17 protein-coding genes are annotated in these 17,829 nt (G+C 63.2%); 5 read left to right on the forward strand and 12 right to left on the reverse strand.

Annotated features, from left to right (window positions below; genetic code table 11):
* Positions 1-20 precede the first annotated feature (20 nt).
* From ABIE62_RS09485 to ABIE62_RS09520, 8 genes are all read right to left on the reverse strand, one after another.
* Positions 21-1,847 (reverse strand): methyl-accepting chemotaxis protein, encoded by a 1,827-nt coding sequence (locus tag ABIE62_RS09485; RefSeq protein WP_354325502.1) that lies wholly within the window; start codon positions 1,845-1,847, stop codon positions 21-23.
* Positions 1,844-3,346, reverse strand: coding sequence for a putative bifunctional diguanylate cyclase/phosphodiesterase (locus ABIE62_RS09490; RefSeq protein ID WP_354325504.1), 1,503 nt, complete (start codon positions 3,344-3,346; stop codon positions 1,844-1,846). Before ABIE62_RS09490 ends, ABIE62_RS09485 begins: the two co-directional genes overlap by 4 nt.
* A 112-nt stretch (positions 3,347-3,458) precedes the next feature.
* Positions 3,459-4,328 carry a CheR family methyltransferase gene (locus tag ABIE62_RS09495; RefSeq protein WP_354325506.1) on the reverse strand — a complete coding sequence of 290 codons (870 nt, stop codon included), beginning with the start codon at positions 4,326-4,328 and terminating at the stop codon, positions 3,459-3,461.
* Between the two features lie 9 nt (positions 4,329-4,337).
* Positions 4,338-5,492 (reverse strand): chemotaxis-specific protein-glutamate methyltransferase CheB, encoded by a 1,155-nt coding sequence (cheB, locus tag ABIE62_RS09500; protein WP_354325507.1) that lies wholly within the window; start codon positions 5,490-5,492, stop codon positions 4,338-4,340.
* A complete protein-coding gene (locus ABIE62_RS09505; RefSeq protein ID WP_354325509.1) occupies positions 5,489-5,854 on the reverse strand; it encodes a response regulator in 366 nt (121 codons plus the stop codon). Before ABIE62_RS09505 ends, cheB begins: the two co-directional genes overlap by 4 nt.
* Before the next feature lie 101 nt (positions 5,855-5,955).
* Complete coding sequence (locus tag ABIE62_RS09510; RefSeq protein WP_354325511.1) at positions 5,956-6,408, reverse strand: chemotaxis protein CheW; 453 nt, start codon at positions 6,406-6,408, stop codon at positions 5,956-5,958.
* Positions 6,405-8,870, reverse strand: coding sequence for a chemotaxis protein CheA (locus tag ABIE62_RS09515; RefSeq protein ID WP_354325513.1), 2,466 nt, complete (start codon positions 8,868-8,870; stop codon positions 6,405-6,407). Before ABIE62_RS09515 ends, ABIE62_RS09510 begins: the two co-directional genes overlap by 4 nt.
* A gap of 59 nt (positions 8,871-8,929) precedes the next feature.
* Entirely contained in the window at positions 8,930-10,297 is a 1,368-nt protein-coding gene (locus ABIE62_RS09520) for an MATE family efflux transporter (RefSeq protein ID WP_354325515.1), read from the reverse strand.
* A gap of 92 nt (positions 10,298-10,389) precedes the next feature.
* Here ABIE62_RS09520 and ABIE62_RS09525 point away from each other — a divergent pair, with 92 nt between their 5' ends.
* Positions 10,390-11,154 (forward strand): class II aldolase/adducin family protein, encoded by a 765-nt coding sequence (locus ABIE62_RS09525; protein ID WP_354325517.1) that lies wholly within the window; start codon positions 10,390-10,392, stop codon positions 11,152-11,154.
* A gap of 21 nt (positions 11,155-11,175) precedes the next feature.
* The gene (locus tag ABIE62_RS09530; protein ID WP_354325519.1) at positions 11,176-11,733 is read left to right on the forward strand and encodes a (2Fe-2S)-binding protein; all 558 of its coding nucleotides are present in this window, start codon (positions 11,176-11,178) and stop codon (positions 11,731-11,733) included.
* A gap of 3 nt (positions 11,734-11,736) precedes the next feature.
* Here the strand turns inward: ABIE62_RS09530 and ABIE62_RS09535 are convergent, their stop codons facing one another.
* Positions 11,737-13,887, reverse strand: a complete 2,151-nt coding sequence (locus ABIE62_RS09535) for a TonB-dependent receptor (RefSeq protein WP_354325520.1) — start codon at positions 13,885-13,887, stop codon at positions 11,737-11,739.
* A 152-nt stretch (positions 13,888-14,039) separates the two neighbouring features.
* Between ABIE62_RS09535 and ABIE62_RS09540 the strand changes: the two genes are divergently transcribed.
* On the forward strand, positions 14,040-14,384 hold the full coding sequence (locus ABIE62_RS09540; protein WP_354325522.1) for an arsenate reductase family protein: 345 nt from the start codon (positions 14,040-14,042) through the stop codon (positions 14,382-14,384).
* 18 nt (positions 14,385-14,402) lie between these two features.
* On the opposite strand, the gene ABIE62_RS09545 is transcribed toward ABIE62_RS09540, so the two are convergent.
* The 3 genes from ABIE62_RS09545 to ABIE62_RS09555 are packed head-to-tail and all read right to left on the reverse strand — an operon-like array spanning position 14,403 to position 16,708.
* Entirely contained in the window at positions 14,403-15,779 is a 1,377-nt protein-coding gene (locus ABIE62_RS09545) for an MFS transporter (protein WP_354325524.1), read from the reverse strand.
* An 18-nt stretch (positions 15,780-15,797) separates the two neighbouring features.
* Positions 15,798-16,496, reverse strand: a complete 699-nt coding sequence (locus ABIE62_RS09550; protein ID WP_354325526.1) for a DUF7847 domain-containing protein — start codon at positions 16,494-16,496, stop codon at positions 15,798-15,800.
* The gene (locus tag ABIE62_RS09555; RefSeq protein ID WP_354325527.1) at positions 16,493-16,708 is read right to left on the reverse strand and encodes a hypothetical protein; all 216 of its coding nucleotides are present in this window, start codon (positions 16,706-16,708) and stop codon (positions 16,493-16,495) included. The genes ABIE62_RS09550 and ABIE62_RS09555 overlap by 4 nt, the downstream gene beginning before the upstream one ends.
* Positions 16,709-16,790: 82 nt before the next feature.
* On the opposite strand from ABIE62_RS09555, the gene lipB reads away from it, so the two are divergent.
* Entirely contained in the window at positions 16,791-17,480 is a 690-nt protein-coding gene (lipB, locus tag ABIE62_RS09560) for a lipoyl(octanoyl) transferase LipB (RefSeq protein WP_454184810.1), read from the forward strand.
* Positions 17,477-17,770 (forward strand): hypothetical protein, encoded by a 294-nt coding sequence (locus tag ABIE62_RS09565; RefSeq protein WP_354325529.1) that lies wholly within the window; start codon positions 17,477-17,479, stop codon positions 17,768-17,770. Before lipB ends, ABIE62_RS09565 begins: the two co-directional genes overlap by 4 nt.
* Positions 17,771-17,829 lie beyond the last annotated feature (59 nt).

Here is a 17,829-nt window from a genome sequence, read left to right on the forward strand (position 1 = left end):
CTGCGCCGGGGCCTGCCACGTCACGATGATCTGGAATGGTCGGATAATGCGTTGAGGAATTCCTGCACCTGCAGGCGCAGGGTTGCTGCCTGAGCATCAAGACTGGTGGCGCTGGACAGCACCTGCTGCGCTGCCGATCCAGTCGAAAGCGCCATGTTGCGCACACCATCAATATGGGCGGCGACCTTCTCGGTTCCGCGCGCCGCAAGGTCGATGCTGCGGGCAAGGTCATGCCCGGCGACCGACTGCTGATCGACCGCGCTGGCGATCGATACCGAGGTGGTTTCCAATTGCTGGATCTGGCGGGCAATATCGCGCAGTGCGTTGACGCTGGCGCCGGTGGTCGATTGCATTGCGCGGATCTGTTCCGCGACCTTGTCAGTGGCTCGGCTGGTCTGCATCGCGAGTTCCTTGACCTCGCTTGCCACCACCGCAAATCCGCGTCCGGCCTCGCCTCCGCGCGCGGCCTCGATCGAGGCGTTGAGCGCGAGCAGATTGGTGCGCTGGGCAATCGACTGGATCAATTCGACGATCTGGCCGACTTCCTGCGCCGAGGCTGAAAGTGCGCCAATGGTGCTGTCTGCCTGAAGCGCCGAAACGCCGGCTGCCCGCGCGAGTTCGGCTGAGGAGGCGGCCTGACGGCTGATTTCGCCGATCGACATGGCGAATTCATCGCTCGCGGCGGCGGCGGCGGTCGCGCCAATATTGGCGTCCTCGATTGAAGCGGCAACTTCGCCGGTGCGCTGGCTGGTGTCTTCGGCGGTTGTTGCCATCATCGTGGCGGTCGATTGCAACTGACTGGAGGCCGCAACCACGCTGGTCACAACCTCTCCGACGGTGCGTTCGAACTGGTCAGCCAGCCCGTTCACCACCCGTTCGCGCTCCAGCTGGGCTTCGTGTTGCTGCACCTGCAGCCGGGTCTGTTCATCGCGTTCGGCGCGCGCACGCACGGCCTGTTCGCGGCTGAGCCGTTCGAGCTGCAACGCCGCGCTGTGGAACACTTCCATCGCCCGCGCCATTTCACCGATTTCGTCCTGCCGATGCTGGCCGCTGATGGCGATGTTCTTGCCGCCAGAGGCAAGGATTGTCATTTGCGACGCCATCGACTTCAGCATCCCGCCCACGTTGCGCTTGAAATAACGCTGCGCGATCAGTGTCAGCAGGGTGAGCACGATTGCCAATGCGATCCACATGGACAGCAGGGTGGTGATCAGCGCGGCGCCGGAATCGGACATCGCCGCCGCATCATCGCCCAGCATCTGTGCAAGGTCAGTGCCCGCCGCCACCACTGCCGCGCCGCTGGCGGCGATGGCGGCTGTCTGGCGCTGGCGTTGCTGCGCGCTGGCGGTGTCAGGATCGAAGGCGGTGATCTGACCATCAAGGTCAGCCACGCCGCTGCGCAATACAGCCAGCCGTTCATGACCATCGGCATTATCAGCCGCCAACGCTTGCGACAGCATATCAATGCACGCTTTCGCCTCGTTCAGCGCAGCGCCCGCCGCGCGGGCTCGGGCATCGCTGGGGCGGATCGTGAGCATTTCGGCATGGCGCTGCGCCTGGCTCAGTTGCACCAGCGTCCGTTCGGCCTTGAGCGCCTGATCATGGGTGCTGCGGATGATTTCGGCGCGCTCGCCCAGTTCGACATAGCCAACAATCACGAACAGTCCGGCAATCAGCGCAAGGCCAAGGTTGGCGCTGAAAAACAGCGTGATCTTGCCGCCGAGGTTGAGCGCGTTGAACCAGCGCTGGAGGCGGCCCGTGGGGGCATTGGGCGTGTCCGTGCCCTCCGGCGCTCTGCCAGCCCGTTCGGCTGCGATGTTCATGGCCATGTCCTGCAGCGCGGTCATGCCGCCTGCTCGTCATCGTTGGCGTTTTCGGCGTTCTGAGCCGCGATCAGGAGGTCGATTTCCGTCGCGGGCATGGCGCGATAATACAGCCAGCCTTGGATCTGGTCGCACCCGGCCAGCCGCACGAGATTGGCCTGTTCCTCGGTTTCCACGCCTTCGGCGGTTACGCCCATGTTGAGTGCGCGGGCGAGTGCGATTGATGACAGCATCATCGCCCGGCTGGCATCATCCACCCCGGCGAGTTCGACCAGGCTGCGGTCAAGTTTCAGTTTTTCAAACCGGAACCGCCGCAGGAACCCGATCGAGGCATAGCCGGTGCCGAAATCATCGAGCGCGATCTGCACCCCGAACGACCGGATCACATCAAGCGTGCGTTCGGCCACCACCGGATCAAGCACGAGGCAGGTTTCGGTGACTTCCAGTTCAAGCTGCGGCGGCGGAAAACCGGTTTCTTCCAGCACTTCGCCCAGCTTGATCGGAAATTCGGGATTGCGCAGCTGCTCTGCGGAAACATTGACTGATAGCGATATTTCGCCCCAGCGCATCGCGTCGCACACCGCCTGACGCAGCACCCATTGGCCAAGCGGATTGATCAGCCCGGATTCTTCGGCCACCGGAATGAATATATTCGGGCCAAGGGGTGATCGATCCCCGCGATCCCAGCGCAGCAACGCCTCCACCGCGACGATCCGGCCAGTCTCGGCATTGACCAGCGGCTGGTAGGCGACGTGGAATTCGCCGTTCGCAATCCCGATGCGAATCTCGTCCTCGATCTCGCGCATGCGTTCGCGGCAGCGGTCGAAGCCTTCATTGAACCATGTGGTGCGCATCTTGCCGCTGCGTTTGGACATATACATCGCCACATCGGCCCGGCGGAGCATTTCCGATGAAGGCAGGCGCTGCGCGGCGGTGCTGCGGGTCAGGCCGATGCTGGCCCCCACCGCAATATGGAGGTGCCCGACCTCAACCGGCGTGCCCATCTGTTCCAGTAAGGTGCGGCAAATGCCTTCAAGGATCGTGCCTGCGACCTTGCCCGACATCACAACCGCAAATTCATCGCCGCCCAGCCGGTAACAGCGCGCCTCGTCACTGCACACCGTGCAGACCATTTGCGCGCATCGTTCGATCAACTGATCGCCAACGGCATGGCCGTAATGGTCGTTGACCTGCTTGAAGCTGTCGAGATCGATCATCGCCAGCGCCACTTCCTCGCTGCCTTGCGAGGCGGCCTGAATGTCTTCATGCAGCGCATGGCGATTGGGCAGGCCGGTCAGCGGATCGGTGATCGCCCGCGTTTCAAGCGCGCGGATATTGGCGATGCCGCTGCACCCCAGAACGACGATGGTCGCCGCATAGACGAGGATTGCGGAGATGATCAGCGCGCCGTGCGACACGATCACGATCCGTTCGTTGAAACTGATCGCCAGCATGATCAGCCCGGTCACGACGCTGATCACGCCGAGCGGGATCACCACCAGCGCGGTGGGCGTTAATCGCAATGAGGGTGATGCTGCGAACACGATAGCTGCTTTCCCGAAGATCGCGGTCTGAACGCCGCCATTTGGAAAATCGTGCTAAACGACATCGGCTAACGAAGGGTAAAGCTGCGGCTCAGGCTGTTTTGCGCAAGGCCGATGCCTGCTGGTGCGAAAGCGGCTCGAAAAAGCTCGCGCGGCGTGCGTATGGCACGAACCTGTCGGTCTGGCCGATAACGGTTTCACCCGCGCCCAGCATCAGGAAACCGTCGGGAGCCACCGCATCGGCCAGACGGGCAAAGGCTTCGCCGCGGGTATCCCGATCGAAATAGAGCAGCACATTGCGGCACAGCACCAGATCAAACGGCATCCGGCCGGGGTGGAGGCCAAGCACGTTGTGCTGACGGAAACGCACCATCCGCCGCGCCTCTTCGCCAATCTGCCAGCCGCGCGGTGTTTCGTCGAAATGGCGCAGCATCTGGGTGACGCCCAGCCCGCGCTGCACTTCGAACTGGCTGTAAAGCCCGCTGCGCGCGGCGCTGACCGCGCGGTGGGAGACATCGGTGCCGAAGATGTCGATGTTCCACCCGTCCCAGCGGTCTTTCTGATCCACGAACAGCATCGCCATCGAATAGGCTTCCTGCCCGGTCGAACAGCCCGCCGACCAGATCGACAGACGGCGGCAATCGCGCCGCCGCTCGGCCAGTTCGGGCAGGATTTCCGCTGGCAGCTGGTCAAAGGTCGGCTTGTCGCGGAAGAAATAGGTTTCGTTGTTGAGCAGCGCCTCGACCACATCCTGCGACAGATCGGGGCTTTCCGGCCCCGGCCCCGTCCGCGGCGCGGCGAGCAGGCATACCAACTGATCGACATTGCTGATGCCGTGTTCGCGGAAAATCCCGGCGAGCGCCGAATTGACCCGCCAGCGGCGGCTTTCGGTGAGGTGCTGGCCGGTGCGTGCGGCAAGCAGATCGGCAATGATCTGGTGCGAGGCTTCGCTGACTTCCATCGGCTGGCTCTACCGCAGCACTGCAGCGCTGGGCGCGGTTGCATGGGCCATCACCGCTTCGCCAAGCCGTTCGGGCGCAGCGATCAGGCTGGCCAGCCCCGCACGCGCAACCGCGCCGGGCATCCCCCATACCGCGCTGCTTTCGGCATCCTGCGCGTAGATAGTGCCGCCCGCATCGACCAGCGCCTGCGCGCCGATCACCCCATCGCGGCCCATGCCCGACAGGATTACGCCAAGCGCCTGAGCATCGCAGGCCTCTGCAAGACTGGAGAGCATCGGATCGACCGAGGGCATACACCCGCTCGCCACCGGTTTCGAACACAGCCGGGTGGTCAACCGCTCTCCGCCGCGACGCACCAGCATATGGCCATGCCCCGGCGCGATGATGATACGGCCGGGGCGGATATCCAGCCCGTCCTCGGCAATGTCAGCCGGGCGTCCGCAAGCGGTTTCGACCTGGCGGACAAACACCGGGATGAACGAGGATGGCAGGTGCTGAGTGATCAGGATCGGCAGGTCAAACTCCGGGGTCAGTTGCCGCAGCATCAGGCCAAGCGCGTGGATGCCGCCGGTTGATGCGCCAATGGCGATCACCTTGGCCCGCCTGCTGCGCTGCGCAAGTCCGGGACGCGCGAATGACGGCTCACGGTGCGGAGCGGGCGTGCTGGCCCGGTCGGCTGCCCGCGACCCCAGTGCCCGGATCTTGCCCAGCAATTGCGCGCGGTAATCTTCGGTAAAGCCGCCGGGCCGGGGTTTGAGCAGGGTGTCAGCCGCGCCCATCGACAGCGCGGCGAGCGTGTGTTCGGCCCCGTCGACCGTCAGCGATGATACCACCAGCACCTGCGGCGCGGCAGGCGTGGCGAGGATCGCGGGCAAAGCGCGCAAGCCGCCCATTCCGGGCATTTCCAGATCAAGCAGCACCAAATCGGCCGGTTGGGTTTTGAGCTGCACCAGCGCGCTTTCGCCGCTGCTGGCGGTGCCGACAATCACCATCGCCGGATCACTTTCGACCATCCGTTTGAAGACCGTGCGGACGGTCAGCGAATCATCGACGATCATCACCCGGATCGCAGACGCCGATCCGGGGCGGACGAGCAGGCGTTCCGGGTCTGATTGCGCGCTACCGGTCTTGATGGGCCGCGGACTGGCGGACAGGCGAGTCACGCAAACCCGACAAGCTGCAGTTTGATCTGGAGCGTTTCGTGATCGAACGGCTTCATCACATATTCGTCCGCGCCCGCCTGAATTGCTTCGCGGATATGTGCCACATCATTTTCGGTGGTGCAGAACACCACCTTGGGCGCATCGCCGCCGGGGCGTGTGCGCAAGTGGGAGAGGAATTCAATCCCGGTCATTACCGGCATATTCCAATCAAGCAGGACGACATCGGGCATGCCAGCTTCGCACGCATCAAGCGCGATTCTGCCGTTTTCGGCTTCTTCCACGGCAAATCCGAGGGTTTCGAGAATATGTCGCGAAACCTTCCGGATCACCCGGGAATCATCGACGATGAGGCATGTTTTCATGGCGATTCCTGCGGTTGAAATCATAATTCTAAGGTCAGTTGGTAAGCATAGGATTAAAGCACGCTACGAACGCACGCGTCCGATCACCTGTGAAAAACGCATTACGCCGCCTCGGCCTCGTGCCGCAGGGCGTCCGGCCCGGCGATCAGGGCCGACAGGTCGATCAGCAGGGCCGGGCCGGTCAGCGTTTCGATCATGCCGGTGGCGACCCGCGACCATTGCGCGCCGAACCCGCCGGGCACCTGACCCGGTTCACCGATTGCCGTGGTGATGTCCTCAATCTGATCAACCTTTAGGGCATAGGCATGGCCGCCTTCGGCAACGACCGCGGCGCGGACATCGGTGGGCCATGCGTGCTGCACCAGACCCAGCGCAAGCCGGCAATCAATCACCGTCAGCGCCTGCGAACGTAGCGCGGTGATTCCGGCGATGTGCGCAGGCGCGCGCGGGATCGGGGTGACGGTGCCGATTTCGATCACCGATTTCACATCGAGCGCGCTCAAAGCACAGCGGCGACCTGCGATCTGCACGATAACAAGCAGTTGGTTGGTCATGCGCGGCCTCCCGGGCGATGGGCAAATCGGGCTGCGGATGTCAGCGCGGATAGCAGGGCGTCGCGGTCGTAACGATAGATGGTGTCACTTCCTGCGGTTGCTTCGGGGCGATCACGCAGGCGGATCACCGGGCCGGTCAACCCACGGCCCAGCGCCTCGGCAGCTTCGAACACTTCGTCGAACACGATCGCGATGGTGTGCGGATCGGCGGATTCGGGCGGCACGATCTCGTAACCCGCCGATGTCACCAGCGGGGCAAGTATAGTGCGCGCCCAGTCATCGGCAGGCAGGCTGCACTGCGGACGTCCTGCGGCAACCGGCGGCTCGCCGAAACGCGCGAACAGTTCGTGCGCATCGATCAGCGTCACCGGCTGGCCATCGACCAGCGTGACCGCTTCGGCGAGCGGATCATCGGGCACGGGGATCAGCGGCCCGGCAAGTTCAACCGCGTCTTCCACCTGCTGCACCGCGACCAGCAGTTCGCACGCGCCGTCGCTCAGGCGCAGCAGCCGCACACGTCCGGTATTTCCTGGTGCGGGAACGGCTGTGTCAGGCAGGTCGATCAACGGCAGGATCAATCCGTCGATCACCACCCTTGGGCGCGGGCCAGAACAATCAATCGCGCTGACTGGCGCGGTTTCGATCCGCTGCACCAGTTCAAGTCGCACGGCGGAACGGCGGCCATTGCAATCGGTGAACAGCATCGCGCGTGGCAGTGCGTGCGCCGGTTTGGCGGCTTCATCGGCCACCGGTTGCAGCACGCGGGCGCGCCCATCGGACACCAGATCATGCGCAGCAGCGATGTTGGCAACATCCAGCAACAGCACCGGCTGGCCATCATCCAGCAGCGTCGATCCGGCATAGAGGCCCGATTTCATCACTGCGGGCGCCAGCGGCTTGACCACCAGATCGCCGTGATTGTGAATGCCGTCCACCGCCAGCGCGAACAGATCACCGCTCGCTAGCCGCAGCATTACCAGCGTGGGATCGCGCGCGGCGTCGGCGCTGGTATCAAGGCCCAGCACATCGGCCAGCATCAGGCTCGGCACGCGGTTGCCGCGAAAGGTGATCAGCGCGGTTTCGCCCATGTGGCTCAGATCAAGCGCCGTGGTCGAAGCCTGCACGATTTCTTCGACATAGCTCTGCGGGATGGCAAACCGCTGCCCGCTGACCTCCACCGTCAGCCCGGCGATAATGCTTAAGGTGAGCGGGATTTGCAGCGTGAACAGGGTGCCGTGGCCCGGCTGGCTTGATACCTTTATGCTGCCGCCGACCTTTTCCAGGTTCTGGCGCACCACATCCAGCCCGACCCCGCGCCCGGAGACATTGCTGACGACCTCGGCGGTGGAAAAGCCGGGTTCGAAAATCAGGTTGAGGATCTTGTCGCGGCTCATCGCGCTGCGTTCTGCGGCGGTGATCAATCCGGTGGCGATGGCCTTGGCGGCGATGCGGTCTTCATCCAGCCCGTGCCCGTCATCGCTGATCACGATGGCGATGGTGTTGCCCGATTGCCGCGCCGCGATGGCGAGCAGGCCAATCTCGCGCTTGCCATTGGCAAGGCGGGCGGAGGGTGGTTCGATCCCGTGGTCGATGGCATTGCGGATGATGTGGGTCAGCGGGTCGCGGATCGTCTCGATCATCTCGCGGTCGAGTTCAACGTCGCCGCCGTCGAGATCGACCATCACCTGCTTGCCGAGTTCCGCCGAAAGATCGCGCACCAGCCGGGGCATCGCGCTGAACAGGGTTTCGATCCGCTGCATCCGCATCCGGGTGATCGCATCGCGGACATCGGACAGGATCGTGGTGAGGCGTTCGAACGGGCCATCAATGGTCGGCTGATTGCCAGCCTGCCGCAGCCGGTGGGCCAGATCATTGCGCGCCAGCACCATATCGGACACGCCGCTCATCACCCGGTCGAGCAGTTCGACCGGCAGGCGGATGGTGCGTTGCGAGGCAGGATCAGCGCGGCGAGCAGGGGTTGCGGCTTCTTCCACACTCTCGATCAACGCGCTGGCCGGAGCGTGCAGACGTGGGCTTGACCCCTGCTTGACCGCGCTTGCCCCGTCCTCGCCCGATGTTTCACGTGAAACATTGACCGCGTCGATCAGCGCCTGATCGCCGCCGTCGGGGTCTGCATTGCTGATGTCCTCACCCGCTTCGATGGCGTCAACCATCTGGGCGATCCGATCAATAATGGCGAGCACGGCGGAGACCATCTGCGGGTCAGGATCGCGCCTTCCGGCACGGCAATCGGCCAATGCGTCCTCGGCCGCGTGACTGAGGGCAGCAAGCCGGGGAAAGTCGAAAAACCCGCAATTGCCCTTTACCGTATGGACGAAGCGGAAGATCGTATCCAGCCGCGCGCGATCGGCCGGATCAGCCTCCCAGGCGACGATTTCGCCGCTTGAAGCCTCCAGCATTTCACGGGTCTCGGCGATGAATTCCGCCAGCAGATCATCCATGTATTTCGCGCCCTTTTGTCTTTCAGGACACGTTATGCGCAGAGTTGGTTAATAATGGCCTAGCGCGCCGCCCATGCCGGCGCGCGTTGTGCGAAGATGTAACGCACGATCAGCACCGCAGACACCGCGCCGAACAGATTGGCGGCGAGTTCAGCGGTGTAGATCGCCGCGCTGCCCATCCCCGGCTGCATGATCAGCGCCACCGGCAGCATCACCAGAAACACCCGCGCCACCGATTGCACCAGCGCGAAAGCCGCCTTGTCGACCGCGTTCATGATGCCATTGCCAACGATCAGCAGCCCGAACCCGGCATAGCCCCATGCCGCGATTTCCAGATAGAGCGCGAATTCGGCGATCACCGCCGGATCATCGGTGAACAAACGCGCAAATTGTTCGCCCGCGAAGACCATGGCAATTGCCACCACCAGCCCCCACAGCACACAGAATCCCGCCGCCCACAGCGCCGCCTCGCGCGCCCGGTCAATCCGGCCCGCGCCCCAATTCTGCCCGACAATCCCGCCAATCGCGCCCGACAATCCGAGCAGCGGGACGATCACGAAGCTTTGCAGCCGCCCTGCCGCGCCGAACCCGGCAACCGCCGCCTCGCCCTCCAGCGCCGCCAGTGCGGTCAGGATCGACAGGCCAAGCGGGTTGATCGCGTTCGAGAATGCTGCGGGCAGTGCGACCTTGGTGATCGCCTTGGCCGATTCAATCAGTCTGCATTCCCGCACCAGCGCGATGCTGAACGGCAGCGCGGTGTCGCGGATCAACCACAGGGCAACCACCACCCCGATCCCCCAGCCGATCACCGAAGCATAGGCCGCGCCTGCCATACCGAATCCGTCGAAGCCGAAGACGCCGGTAATCAGCAGCGGATCGAGCACCCAGTTGGCGGCGGCATAGGTGATGCTGATCGTGCTCGTCCGCCGCGCCTCGCCCTGTCCGCGCAGCACGCCGTTGAAACCCATGATGATCAGGATCAGCGGAAAGCCCACCGCATAGGGCTGCATATAGGCGCGGATCAGCGGCATCAGATGTGCAGGCGCATTCATCGCGGCGAAGATCGGGTCGATCAGCAGCCACAGCGCGGCCCCCATCAATGCGCCGCAGCCAGCCGCAAACACGATCCCGAAATTGGCACGCCGCGCGGCCCGTTCATGATCGCCTTCGCCCAAGGCGCGGGCGACCACCGAATTGATCCCGACCATGATCCCGACGCCGAGCGAGGTGATCGCCACAGACACCGGAAAGATGAACGAAATCGCCGCCAAAGCATCGCGGCCCAGCTGGCCGATGAAAAACGCGTCCACAATCCCGATCGACATGATCGCCGCCACCCCGATCACCATCGGCATGGTCTGGCTGACAAGATGTCCGGGGATGCTGCCGCTGACCAGTTTGGCGGGTGATGATCCGGGCGCGTTCATGCCATTGCGGCGTAGCCTTGCCGCAGGCGGCTTGCAAAGCATTCCCTGTGCGTGCGATAGCAAACCCAAGGGCAGACGGAGAGGAATGACCGATGGCGACCCAGTTGAAACCCGGTATCGAATGCAGCAAGGAAGAATGGCAGGCACGGCTGGATCTGGCCGCGTGTTACCGCATCTTCGATCACCTTGGTTGGTCGGAATCGATCTACAATCACATTTCGTTAAAGGTGCCGGGGGAGGAAGATACCTTCCTGATCAACCCGTTCGGCCTGCTCTATAGCGAAGTGACCGCCAGCAATCTGGTCAAGATCGATGTCGAGGGCAACAATGTCGGCGGGTCGCCTTATATGGTGAACAAGGCGGGGTTCACCCAGCACGCCTATTTCCACAAGCATCTGGGCAGCCGCGCTGACGCGATCTGCCACGTCCACACCACCGCGACCATGGCGGTCGCCAGCCATAAGGACGGGCTGGTGCCGACCAATTTCTACGCCTGCAATTTCGAAGGGCAGATCGGCTATCACGACTTTGAAGGCGTGACCGTCCGCGCCGAAGAAGGCGAGCGGTTGGTGCGGAATCTGGGCAATCACACCATCCTGATGCTGCGCAATCATGGCCCGGTGGTGATGGACAAGACCATCCAGGGAATGTTCGTCAAAATGTGGGCGTTGCAACGCGCGTGTGAGATTCAGGTGGCGACGCTGAGCATGGGCAACCCCAATCTTGTCCCGCAAGCCGTGGTTGACGTGCACCAGCGTGACCTTGCCGTGATGAGCGGGCAGGGCGGGGCCGGGATGTTCGATTTCGAAGCGTGGAAGCGCCGGGTCGATAAAATCGACGACAGCTGGCGCCAGTAAGCCCGCTTACAGGAACCGCCCATGCCGCGCATGACCGTCAACGAACGGCCCGTTGAGTTCGACCTCGATCCCCGGATGCCGCTGCTCTATGCGCTGCGCGAGGCGATGAACCTTACCGGCACCAAGGCGTGTGGCGGCTCTGGCGGCGGCGGGGACTGCGGCGGAGCGTGCATGGTGCTGGTCGACGGGGTGGCGCTCAGATCATGCCGGATCACGCTGGCGGAGGCCGAAGGGCGGATCATCACCACGATCGAAGGGCTGTCGGCTGACCGGTCGCATCCGGTGCAACAGGCGATGGTGGCGCAGGCCGCGATCCAGTGCGGATATTGCACGCCGGGGATCGTCATTTCTGCCGCCGCATTGTTGCAACGCAACCCCGCGCCCACGCGCGAGGATATCGAGGCCGCAATCCCCAATATCTGCCGCTGCGGGGTCTATCCGCGATTGATCAAGGCGGTGGAACAGGCCGGGCGGGTGGCGCAGCGCCGCGAAAGCATCAGCGCCGCGCCCGCCCCCGGCATCAGCGCCGAAGATGCGGCGAAGGCCGTCCCCGCGCTGCGCGTGGTGGAAACCGAATAGGCATCAGAACCGCCCCGTGATGGTGAACCGCGCATTCAGCGGCGCGCCCACGGTCACTTCATTGGCGGTGTGGGCATTGGGGAAATAAAGTTCATCAAACAGGTTTTCGACGTTCACCTGCACCCGCACATTGTCTGACACGTCATAGAACGCGGCCAGATCGACGCGGGCGTAGGACGGCAGGGTTGCTGTGTTGCTGTTATCGGCAAAGCTATCATCCTGCGCGGTCAGCCCGAGCCCAAGACCAAGCCGGTCGGTCGCCTGAAAATTGTTCCAGATCGAAAACATGTGTTCAGGCAATTCGCGCACACGCAGACCGGTGGGGCCAGTGCGGCTTTGCTGCTTGCCATCGAGATAGGAATAGCCGGCCGAAAGGAACCACCAGTCAGTGACTTGCCCCTGTAATTGCGCTTCGAACCCGCGGATTTTGGAGTTGATCACGTCGAGCGTATCGGGATTGGTATCCGATACCTGCGGCGAGCTTTGCTCAATCTCGAACACTGCGCCGGTCAGGGCAAGGCCGGGGTAGATGTCCCACTTCACCCCCGCTTCGAGGTTGGAGAAGGTGTCCGGATCAAGCGCATCATTGGGCGGGTTGATGTCGGAAAACTGTTCGCCTGAACGCGGCAGGAAGCTCTCGGAATAGCTGGTGTAGATCGACAGGTTCGGCTGCGGTTTGAGGATCAGGCCGAAACGCGGGCTGACCTTGTCGTCAGTGCGGGTGCGCACCGCGCCGTTGCGGTTGTCGAGCACGGTGATGTCAAAAGAGTCAAACCGCGCGCCAACCACCACCCGTAGCCATTCGGCCAGCTTGATCTCGTCCTGAACATAGGCCGAGAAGACGGTGAGATCGGCTTCGGTATCATCATTCAGCGCGCTGAAGGCGACATTGGTTGTGCGTCCATCGGCCAGCGTGCCAACCCCGCCACGCAGGGCCAGCGGGCGCATCGCGGCAAAGAACTCCACATCGGCGCGGCGCCCATCGGCCACGGCGGTATCGAACACCGCGTTGAAGCGGTCATTATTGTTGCTGGTGTCGATAAACTCGCCGCCCACGATCAGGGTGTGGCCGATTTCGCCCGTGGCAAATTCGCCGATCAGATTGCCCGACAGCACCAGATTTTTGCGCTGGGTGGTGTCGACATAGCCATCAATCGCGACGACATTGGTGGCCGGATCAAAGCCGACCGGGAAGAAGTTTGCATAGGCCTTGTCGTAATCGCCCCACGACGCGGTGAGGTTGCCTTTGAGGCTATCGGAAAAGGCGTGCTGCACCGTGGCGCGCAACACATGCGCGGTGAAGGTGGAGAAGTTGTTGTCAGGATCGCCAAAGGTTATCCGCTTGAACGCGCGCACCGGACTGCCATCCGCGCCGGTGGGAATGCCGCGATCGACGAAGCGTTCGTGATCGACATATTCGTAGGACAAATCGATGGTGGTCGCCGTACCCAATTCGGCGCGGAAGGTTGGGTTGATGCCGATCTGCTCGCCATCAAAAAAGTCGCGGTGGTTGTTGAGGTCTTCGTAGGCGGCATTGATGCGCAGCGCCGAATTCTCGCTCGTTGCAAGGTTCACATCAGCCCAGATGTCAAACGCGCCAAAAGTATCGACCGAGCCGCGATAACCGACGAAGTTTTCGCCCACCACGCCTTTCTTTGTCACGCGGTTGAGGATGCCCCCGGTGCCGCCGCGCCCGAACAACAGCGCATTGGGCCCGCGCAGGATTTCGACCTGTTCAAGGTTATACAGACCGCGGAAATACTGAACATCATCGCGCACCCCGTCGACGAAGAAATCGGCGGTGGAGCGCACCCCGCGAAACACCACCGAATCGCGGTGGCCTTCACCCTGCGAATTGGTGACGCCGGGGGTGTAGAGTACGATGTCGCCGATGCTGTCGAAGCCCTGCCGCACGATCTGATCGGCAGTGGTGATCGACAGCGATTGCGGCACATCGATGATCGGGGTGGGGGATTTGAGCGCGTTGATCTGATTGGAATAGAGCACATCGCCTGTAACGATGATCTGCGGCCCACCTTCTGCGGCGGCGCTCTCGGTTGAGGCGGCAGCAGTCGGTGCGGTTTCGGCCAGCGCGGGGAATGCAATAGTGGCGCAGCTCAGCAGCAGACCAGCGCGAGCGAAGGAGTGAATCATTGAGTGCCTTTCCGTTGTCGCAGGCTAGCTATTGCAACTTATTCGCAATTACAACCGGAAAACAGAACTGCGATTGATAATCATCAAACTGTAGCATTTGTGCCGCTTTGAACCTAAGTTCTCACAGTGCGTGCAGCAGGAGGCATACCGAAATGAAGGCGACAATCTGGCACAATCCGGCTTGCGGCACATCGCGCAAGACCCTGGCGATCCTTGAAAACCTCAGCCGGGTAGACGTGACGGTGGTGGAGTATCTCAGCCAACCGCCAACCGCCGAAAAGCTCGCCCAGCTTTATCGCGATGCCGGGATCACTCCGCAGCAAGGCCTGCGTCTGCGCGGCACCGACGCGGCGGAGCGCGGGTTGCCCGAAGCCGATGATGCGACCGTGCTGGCCGCGATGGTGGCCGATCCAATCCTGATCGAACGTCCGCTGGTTGAAACCGAAAAGGGTGTAAGGCTGTGCAGGCCGCAGGACACGGTTCTGGAGATATTGTAGACCGCCAGCGGAAGGCGCTTATTCAAACGTCTCGCGTTCGGCAGTCAGGGAAGCATCGGCCTGCAAGGCGAACCAACCATGAAGCAGCACCGCAGCGCACAGCGCCACGATCAGGCCAAACCCCAGCCAGTCCGAATGGCCATAAAGCCACACGCCCAGCGCCGGGGCGTAAATGTAACTCGCCCCCGCCAGCGATGCGACAATGCCCGACGCCTGCCCCTGTTCGGCGCGCGTCACCGCCAGCGATGTGCCTGCCGTGGTGCCGGGCCGGAACAGCCCGAAGCCTAGCGATGCAATCGCATAGCCCAGCGCAATCGTGTGCAGATCGCCCGCCACGCCCAGGATCACCGTGCCTAGCGCCGCCGTGACAATTCCCCACAGCGTCGCCGCGCGCGGGCCGAGGTTGAAGCGCGGGATCAGCCCCCATTGCGCCAGCAGCGTGGCAATCGCCCCGCTCATCAACACCAGCCCCACCGGCCCTGCGCCTTCGGCCGGCGTTTCGCGCAGGCCCAGCCGGTCGAGCACCAGAAAGCCCGAAATCCCCAGCACCATCGCCTGTGCGTGGCCGCCAAACAAGCCCGCGATCACCCACGGACGTAGCCGCGCATCGAACCAGCTCAGGCGCGGTGGCTCTCCGCCCGTCGCGGCTTCCTCCTCCGGGTCAATGGCGGCCTGCGGGTCGCTCGGCGCGCCCGATCCGCTCGAATAGGTGGCGGCCAGCCCGCGCGCTGCAAATTGCGGCTCATCATCGGGCAGCCGCCAGCGCAGCAGCACCAGCGCCGCCACCCCGATCACCGCAAACCAGATGAACGGGCCGGTCAGCCCGAACCCCAGCAACGGCATCACCATTAACGGAGCCAGCGCCGGGCCAATCACCGTGCCCAGCCCGAAGCTTGATGCGATCAACGACAGCGCCTGCGTGCGTTCGGCACGCGGCGTGCGCGATGCGACATAGGCCTGCACCGCTGGCGGCGCGGCGCTGCCGAACCCGCCATACAGGCTGCGTGCAGCGGCGAAGGCGATCAGCGCCCACACCGCCGACAGCCAGCCGGACAGCCCGGCATAAAGCGCCAGCCCGCATAGCAGCATCGACACGATGAACCCGACCAGCCCCAGCGCCATCATCGCCTTGCGCCCGCGCCGATCCGATCGCCGCGCCCACAACGGGGCGCACACCACCCAGAGCAGCGCCGACCAGCTATAGGCCAGGCTGATCCACACGTCGTCCACCTGCAAGGCGGTGCCGATCGATGGCATCACCGATTGCATCGCGGTATTGCCCGCCGCCGTCACCAGCATTACCGTAAACAGCAACGCCATCCGCCCCGACGGAATCGCGCCTGCTGCCTTGGTGCCTTGCGCGATGCGGGCTATTTCGGGGTCGGTATCAGCCATGGTGAGCTTGCATGGCCCCTATTCGAAGGTCGCCGCGAGGCCTTCGGGCGATTGTCCGGCAAGTTGACGATGGATAGCGGCGATCACGACCAGAAAAATCACACTAAGGCCAGAATTGACCGCCGCGCTGACCACACCATTGCCGATGCTTGCTAGCTGCGATCCAAGGGCGGACAGCACCAGCCCAAGAATGCCCGTCACCAGCGCCGCGATAATTCCGATGGTAACAAACAGCAGCACCAGAAACGCCGCAATCCGCAAGCTGTTACCCTTGGTAAGTCGCCAAGAACGACCCAATGCCGTGATCGGATTACGGATCCCGTCAATCGCGATTACCGGCGCGATCAATGCAAATTTGATGAACACATACAGACCGATCATCGCCAGCACGATTACAAACAGCACTGAAGTGATTATCCCTACTACCGCCGCGATCTGCGATAGTACCTCGGGAAGTGGCAATGTTACGAAGCCGATCAGCGCTGTCATTGCAAAGAACAGTGCTAGAGGCAGGGTAATTGCCAGAACCAGAGCAATTCCGCTCAGTACTTGTGCACCAAAATACGACGGCAGGCTGCCTACCCCGGTCATCAGTGCCTCACGCACGGTGGGCCGCCCGCGATCAGTCAGCAGTGCCAGCAAGCTAAGCGATCCGATGAATTGCAACACTGATACCGCAACAATTAGTGGCCAGTTATTGGCATAGGCCTGGGTCATCTGACCCACAACCGCTTGCATGGCGACTTGCGGATCGGCGCTCGGCGGGGGGTGGCCTCAGGATTGGCGAGCTCGGGCGCGAACAACGCCAACCCCAGCGCGGGCAGCAAGAAAAACAGCCCGGCAATCGCGCCAATGGTGTCGCGATTGGCGCCGATCAGGCCGGTTGCCTGCGTCCATGCCTTGCCCATATCAAGTTTGTGATGTGCCATATGCTGCGTCCCCTTCCGTGGCTGAAGAGGCAACGCGCAATCGCCTCTTGATCTCGCCGCTCAATGCCCCCACCGCTGCGCCATGGCAAGCACTGCTCCTGCACCATTATCGCAAATGCCAATCGAATGGCGGCAAGGTGCCGCGCCCGTGCCTTACACGCAGGCGCTGGCCGATATGGAGGCGCGCAACGCGGCGGTGGCGGCGGGCACGGCGGCGGAGCTGATCTGGCTGCTCGAACACCCGCCGGTCTATACCGCAGGCACCAGCGCCGATCCCGCTGAACTGGTCGATCCCCGGTTTGAGGTCGTCGCTGCCGGGCGCGGTGGGCGCTACACCTATCACGGGCCGGGGCAACGGGTGGGCTATCTGGTTCTAGACCTGGGCAAGCGCGGGCGAGACGTGCGCTGTTTCGTCCACGCCATCGAAGGCTGGGTGATTGCGGCGCTTGCCAGCTTCGGGGTTGAAAGCTGGCGGGCGCAAGGCCGGGTCGGCATCTGGACGCGCGACATTGACGGGCGCGAGGCCAAGATCGGCGCGATCGGGGTGCGGGTGCGGCGCTGGGTGTCGATGCATGGTTTTTCGGTGAACCTTGATCCTGATCTCAGCCACTTCGGCGGGATTGTGCCTTGCGGGATCGCCGAATATGGCGTGACCAGTCTGGCGCGGCTAGGGCTGAGTGTTTCGGCGCAGGAGTGGGACGCCGCGCTGATCGCCACCAGCGATGATTTCCTTGACGCGCTGGGCGGGCCTGCGCGAAAGGCGTGTGGGTGAAACGCGCCGTCATCCTTGCCGTTGCCCTCGCCCTTGCCGGTTGCAAGGATGACGTTGCCGCTCCTGCCGAAAAAGGTGGTGAGGCGACGGGCGAGGTGCTGGGCGGAGAGATCAGCGACGCGATGATCCCGCTCGAACAGCTCGAATCGCAAGCCCCGCTCGCCCCGCGTCAAGCGCCCAGCGCAAAGGATGTGGATGACGAACAGCCCGAAGCCGCAGGCGAGGCGGCACCGCAAAGCGAAGAGGCCGAAGCCGCCCCCGCTGCTCCGCCCCCCGCTCCAGCCGAATAGCCTGCCCCCGCAAACGCACCCCGGGAAGCGCGCAGCAAAATGGCTGCTTTCAGGGGCCG

The organism is Porphyrobacter sp. MBR-155 (assembly GCF_040547625.1).
GTDB lineage: Bacteria > Pseudomonadota > Alphaproteobacteria > Sphingomonadales > Sphingomonadaceae > Erythrobacter.

Bases quoted from the DNA above. Each gene is read 5' to 3' on its own strand.
- ABIE62_RS09485 (WP_354325502.1), bottom strand. From the start codon at position 1,847: ATGACCGCGCTGCAGGACATGGCCATGAACATCGCAGCCGAACGGGCT.
- ABIE62_RS09495 (WP_354325506.1), bottom strand. From the start codon at position 4,328: ATGGAAGTCAGCGAAGCCTCGCACCAGATCATTGCCGATCTGCTTGCC.
- ABIE62_RS09505 (WP_354325509.1), bottom strand. From the start codon at position 5,854: ATGAAAACATGCCTCATCGTCGATGATTCCCGGGTGATCCGGAAGGTT.
- ABIE62_RS09510 (WP_354325511.1), bottom strand. From the start codon at position 6,408: ATGACCAACCAACTGCTTGTTATCGTGCAGATCGCAGGTCGCCGCTGT.
- ABIE62_RS09515 (WP_354325513.1), bottom strand. From the start codon at position 8,870: ATGGATGATCTGCTGGCGGAATTCATCGCCGAGACCCGTGAAATGCTG.
- ABIE62_RS09520 (WP_354325515.1), bottom strand. From the start codon at position 10,297: ATGAACGCGCCCGGATCATCACCCGCCAAACTGGTCAGCGGCAGCATC.
- ABIE62_RS09525 (WP_354325517.1), top strand. From the start codon at position 10,390: ATGGCGACCCAGTTGAAACCCGGTATCGAATGCAGCAAGGAAGAATGG.
- ABIE62_RS09530 (WP_354325519.1), top strand. From the start codon at position 11,176: ATGCCGCGCATGACCGTCAACGAACGGCCCGTTGAGTTCGACCTCGAT.
- ABIE62_RS09535 (WP_354325520.1), bottom strand. From the start codon at position 13,887: ATGATTCACTCCTTCGCTCGCGCTGGTCTGCTGCTGAGCTGCGCCACT.
- ABIE62_RS09540 (WP_354325522.1), top strand. From the start codon at position 14,040: ATGAAGGCGACAATCTGGCACAATCCGGCTTGCGGCACATCGCGCAAG.
- ABIE62_RS09545 (WP_354325524.1), bottom strand. From the start codon at position 15,779: ATGGCTGATACCGACCCCGAAATAGCCCGCATCGCGCAAGGCACCAAG.
- ABIE62_RS09550 (WP_354325526.1), bottom strand. From the start codon at position 16,496: ATGACCCAGGCCTATGCCAATAACTGGCCACTAATTGTTGCGGTATCA.
- ABIE62_RS09555 (WP_354325527.1), bottom strand. From the start codon at position 16,708: ATGGCACATCACAAACTTGATATGGGCAAGGCATGGACGCAGGCAACC.
- lipB (WP_454184810.1), top strand. From the start codon at position 16,791: ATGGCAAGCACTGCTCCTGCACCATTATCGCAAATGCCAATCGAATGG.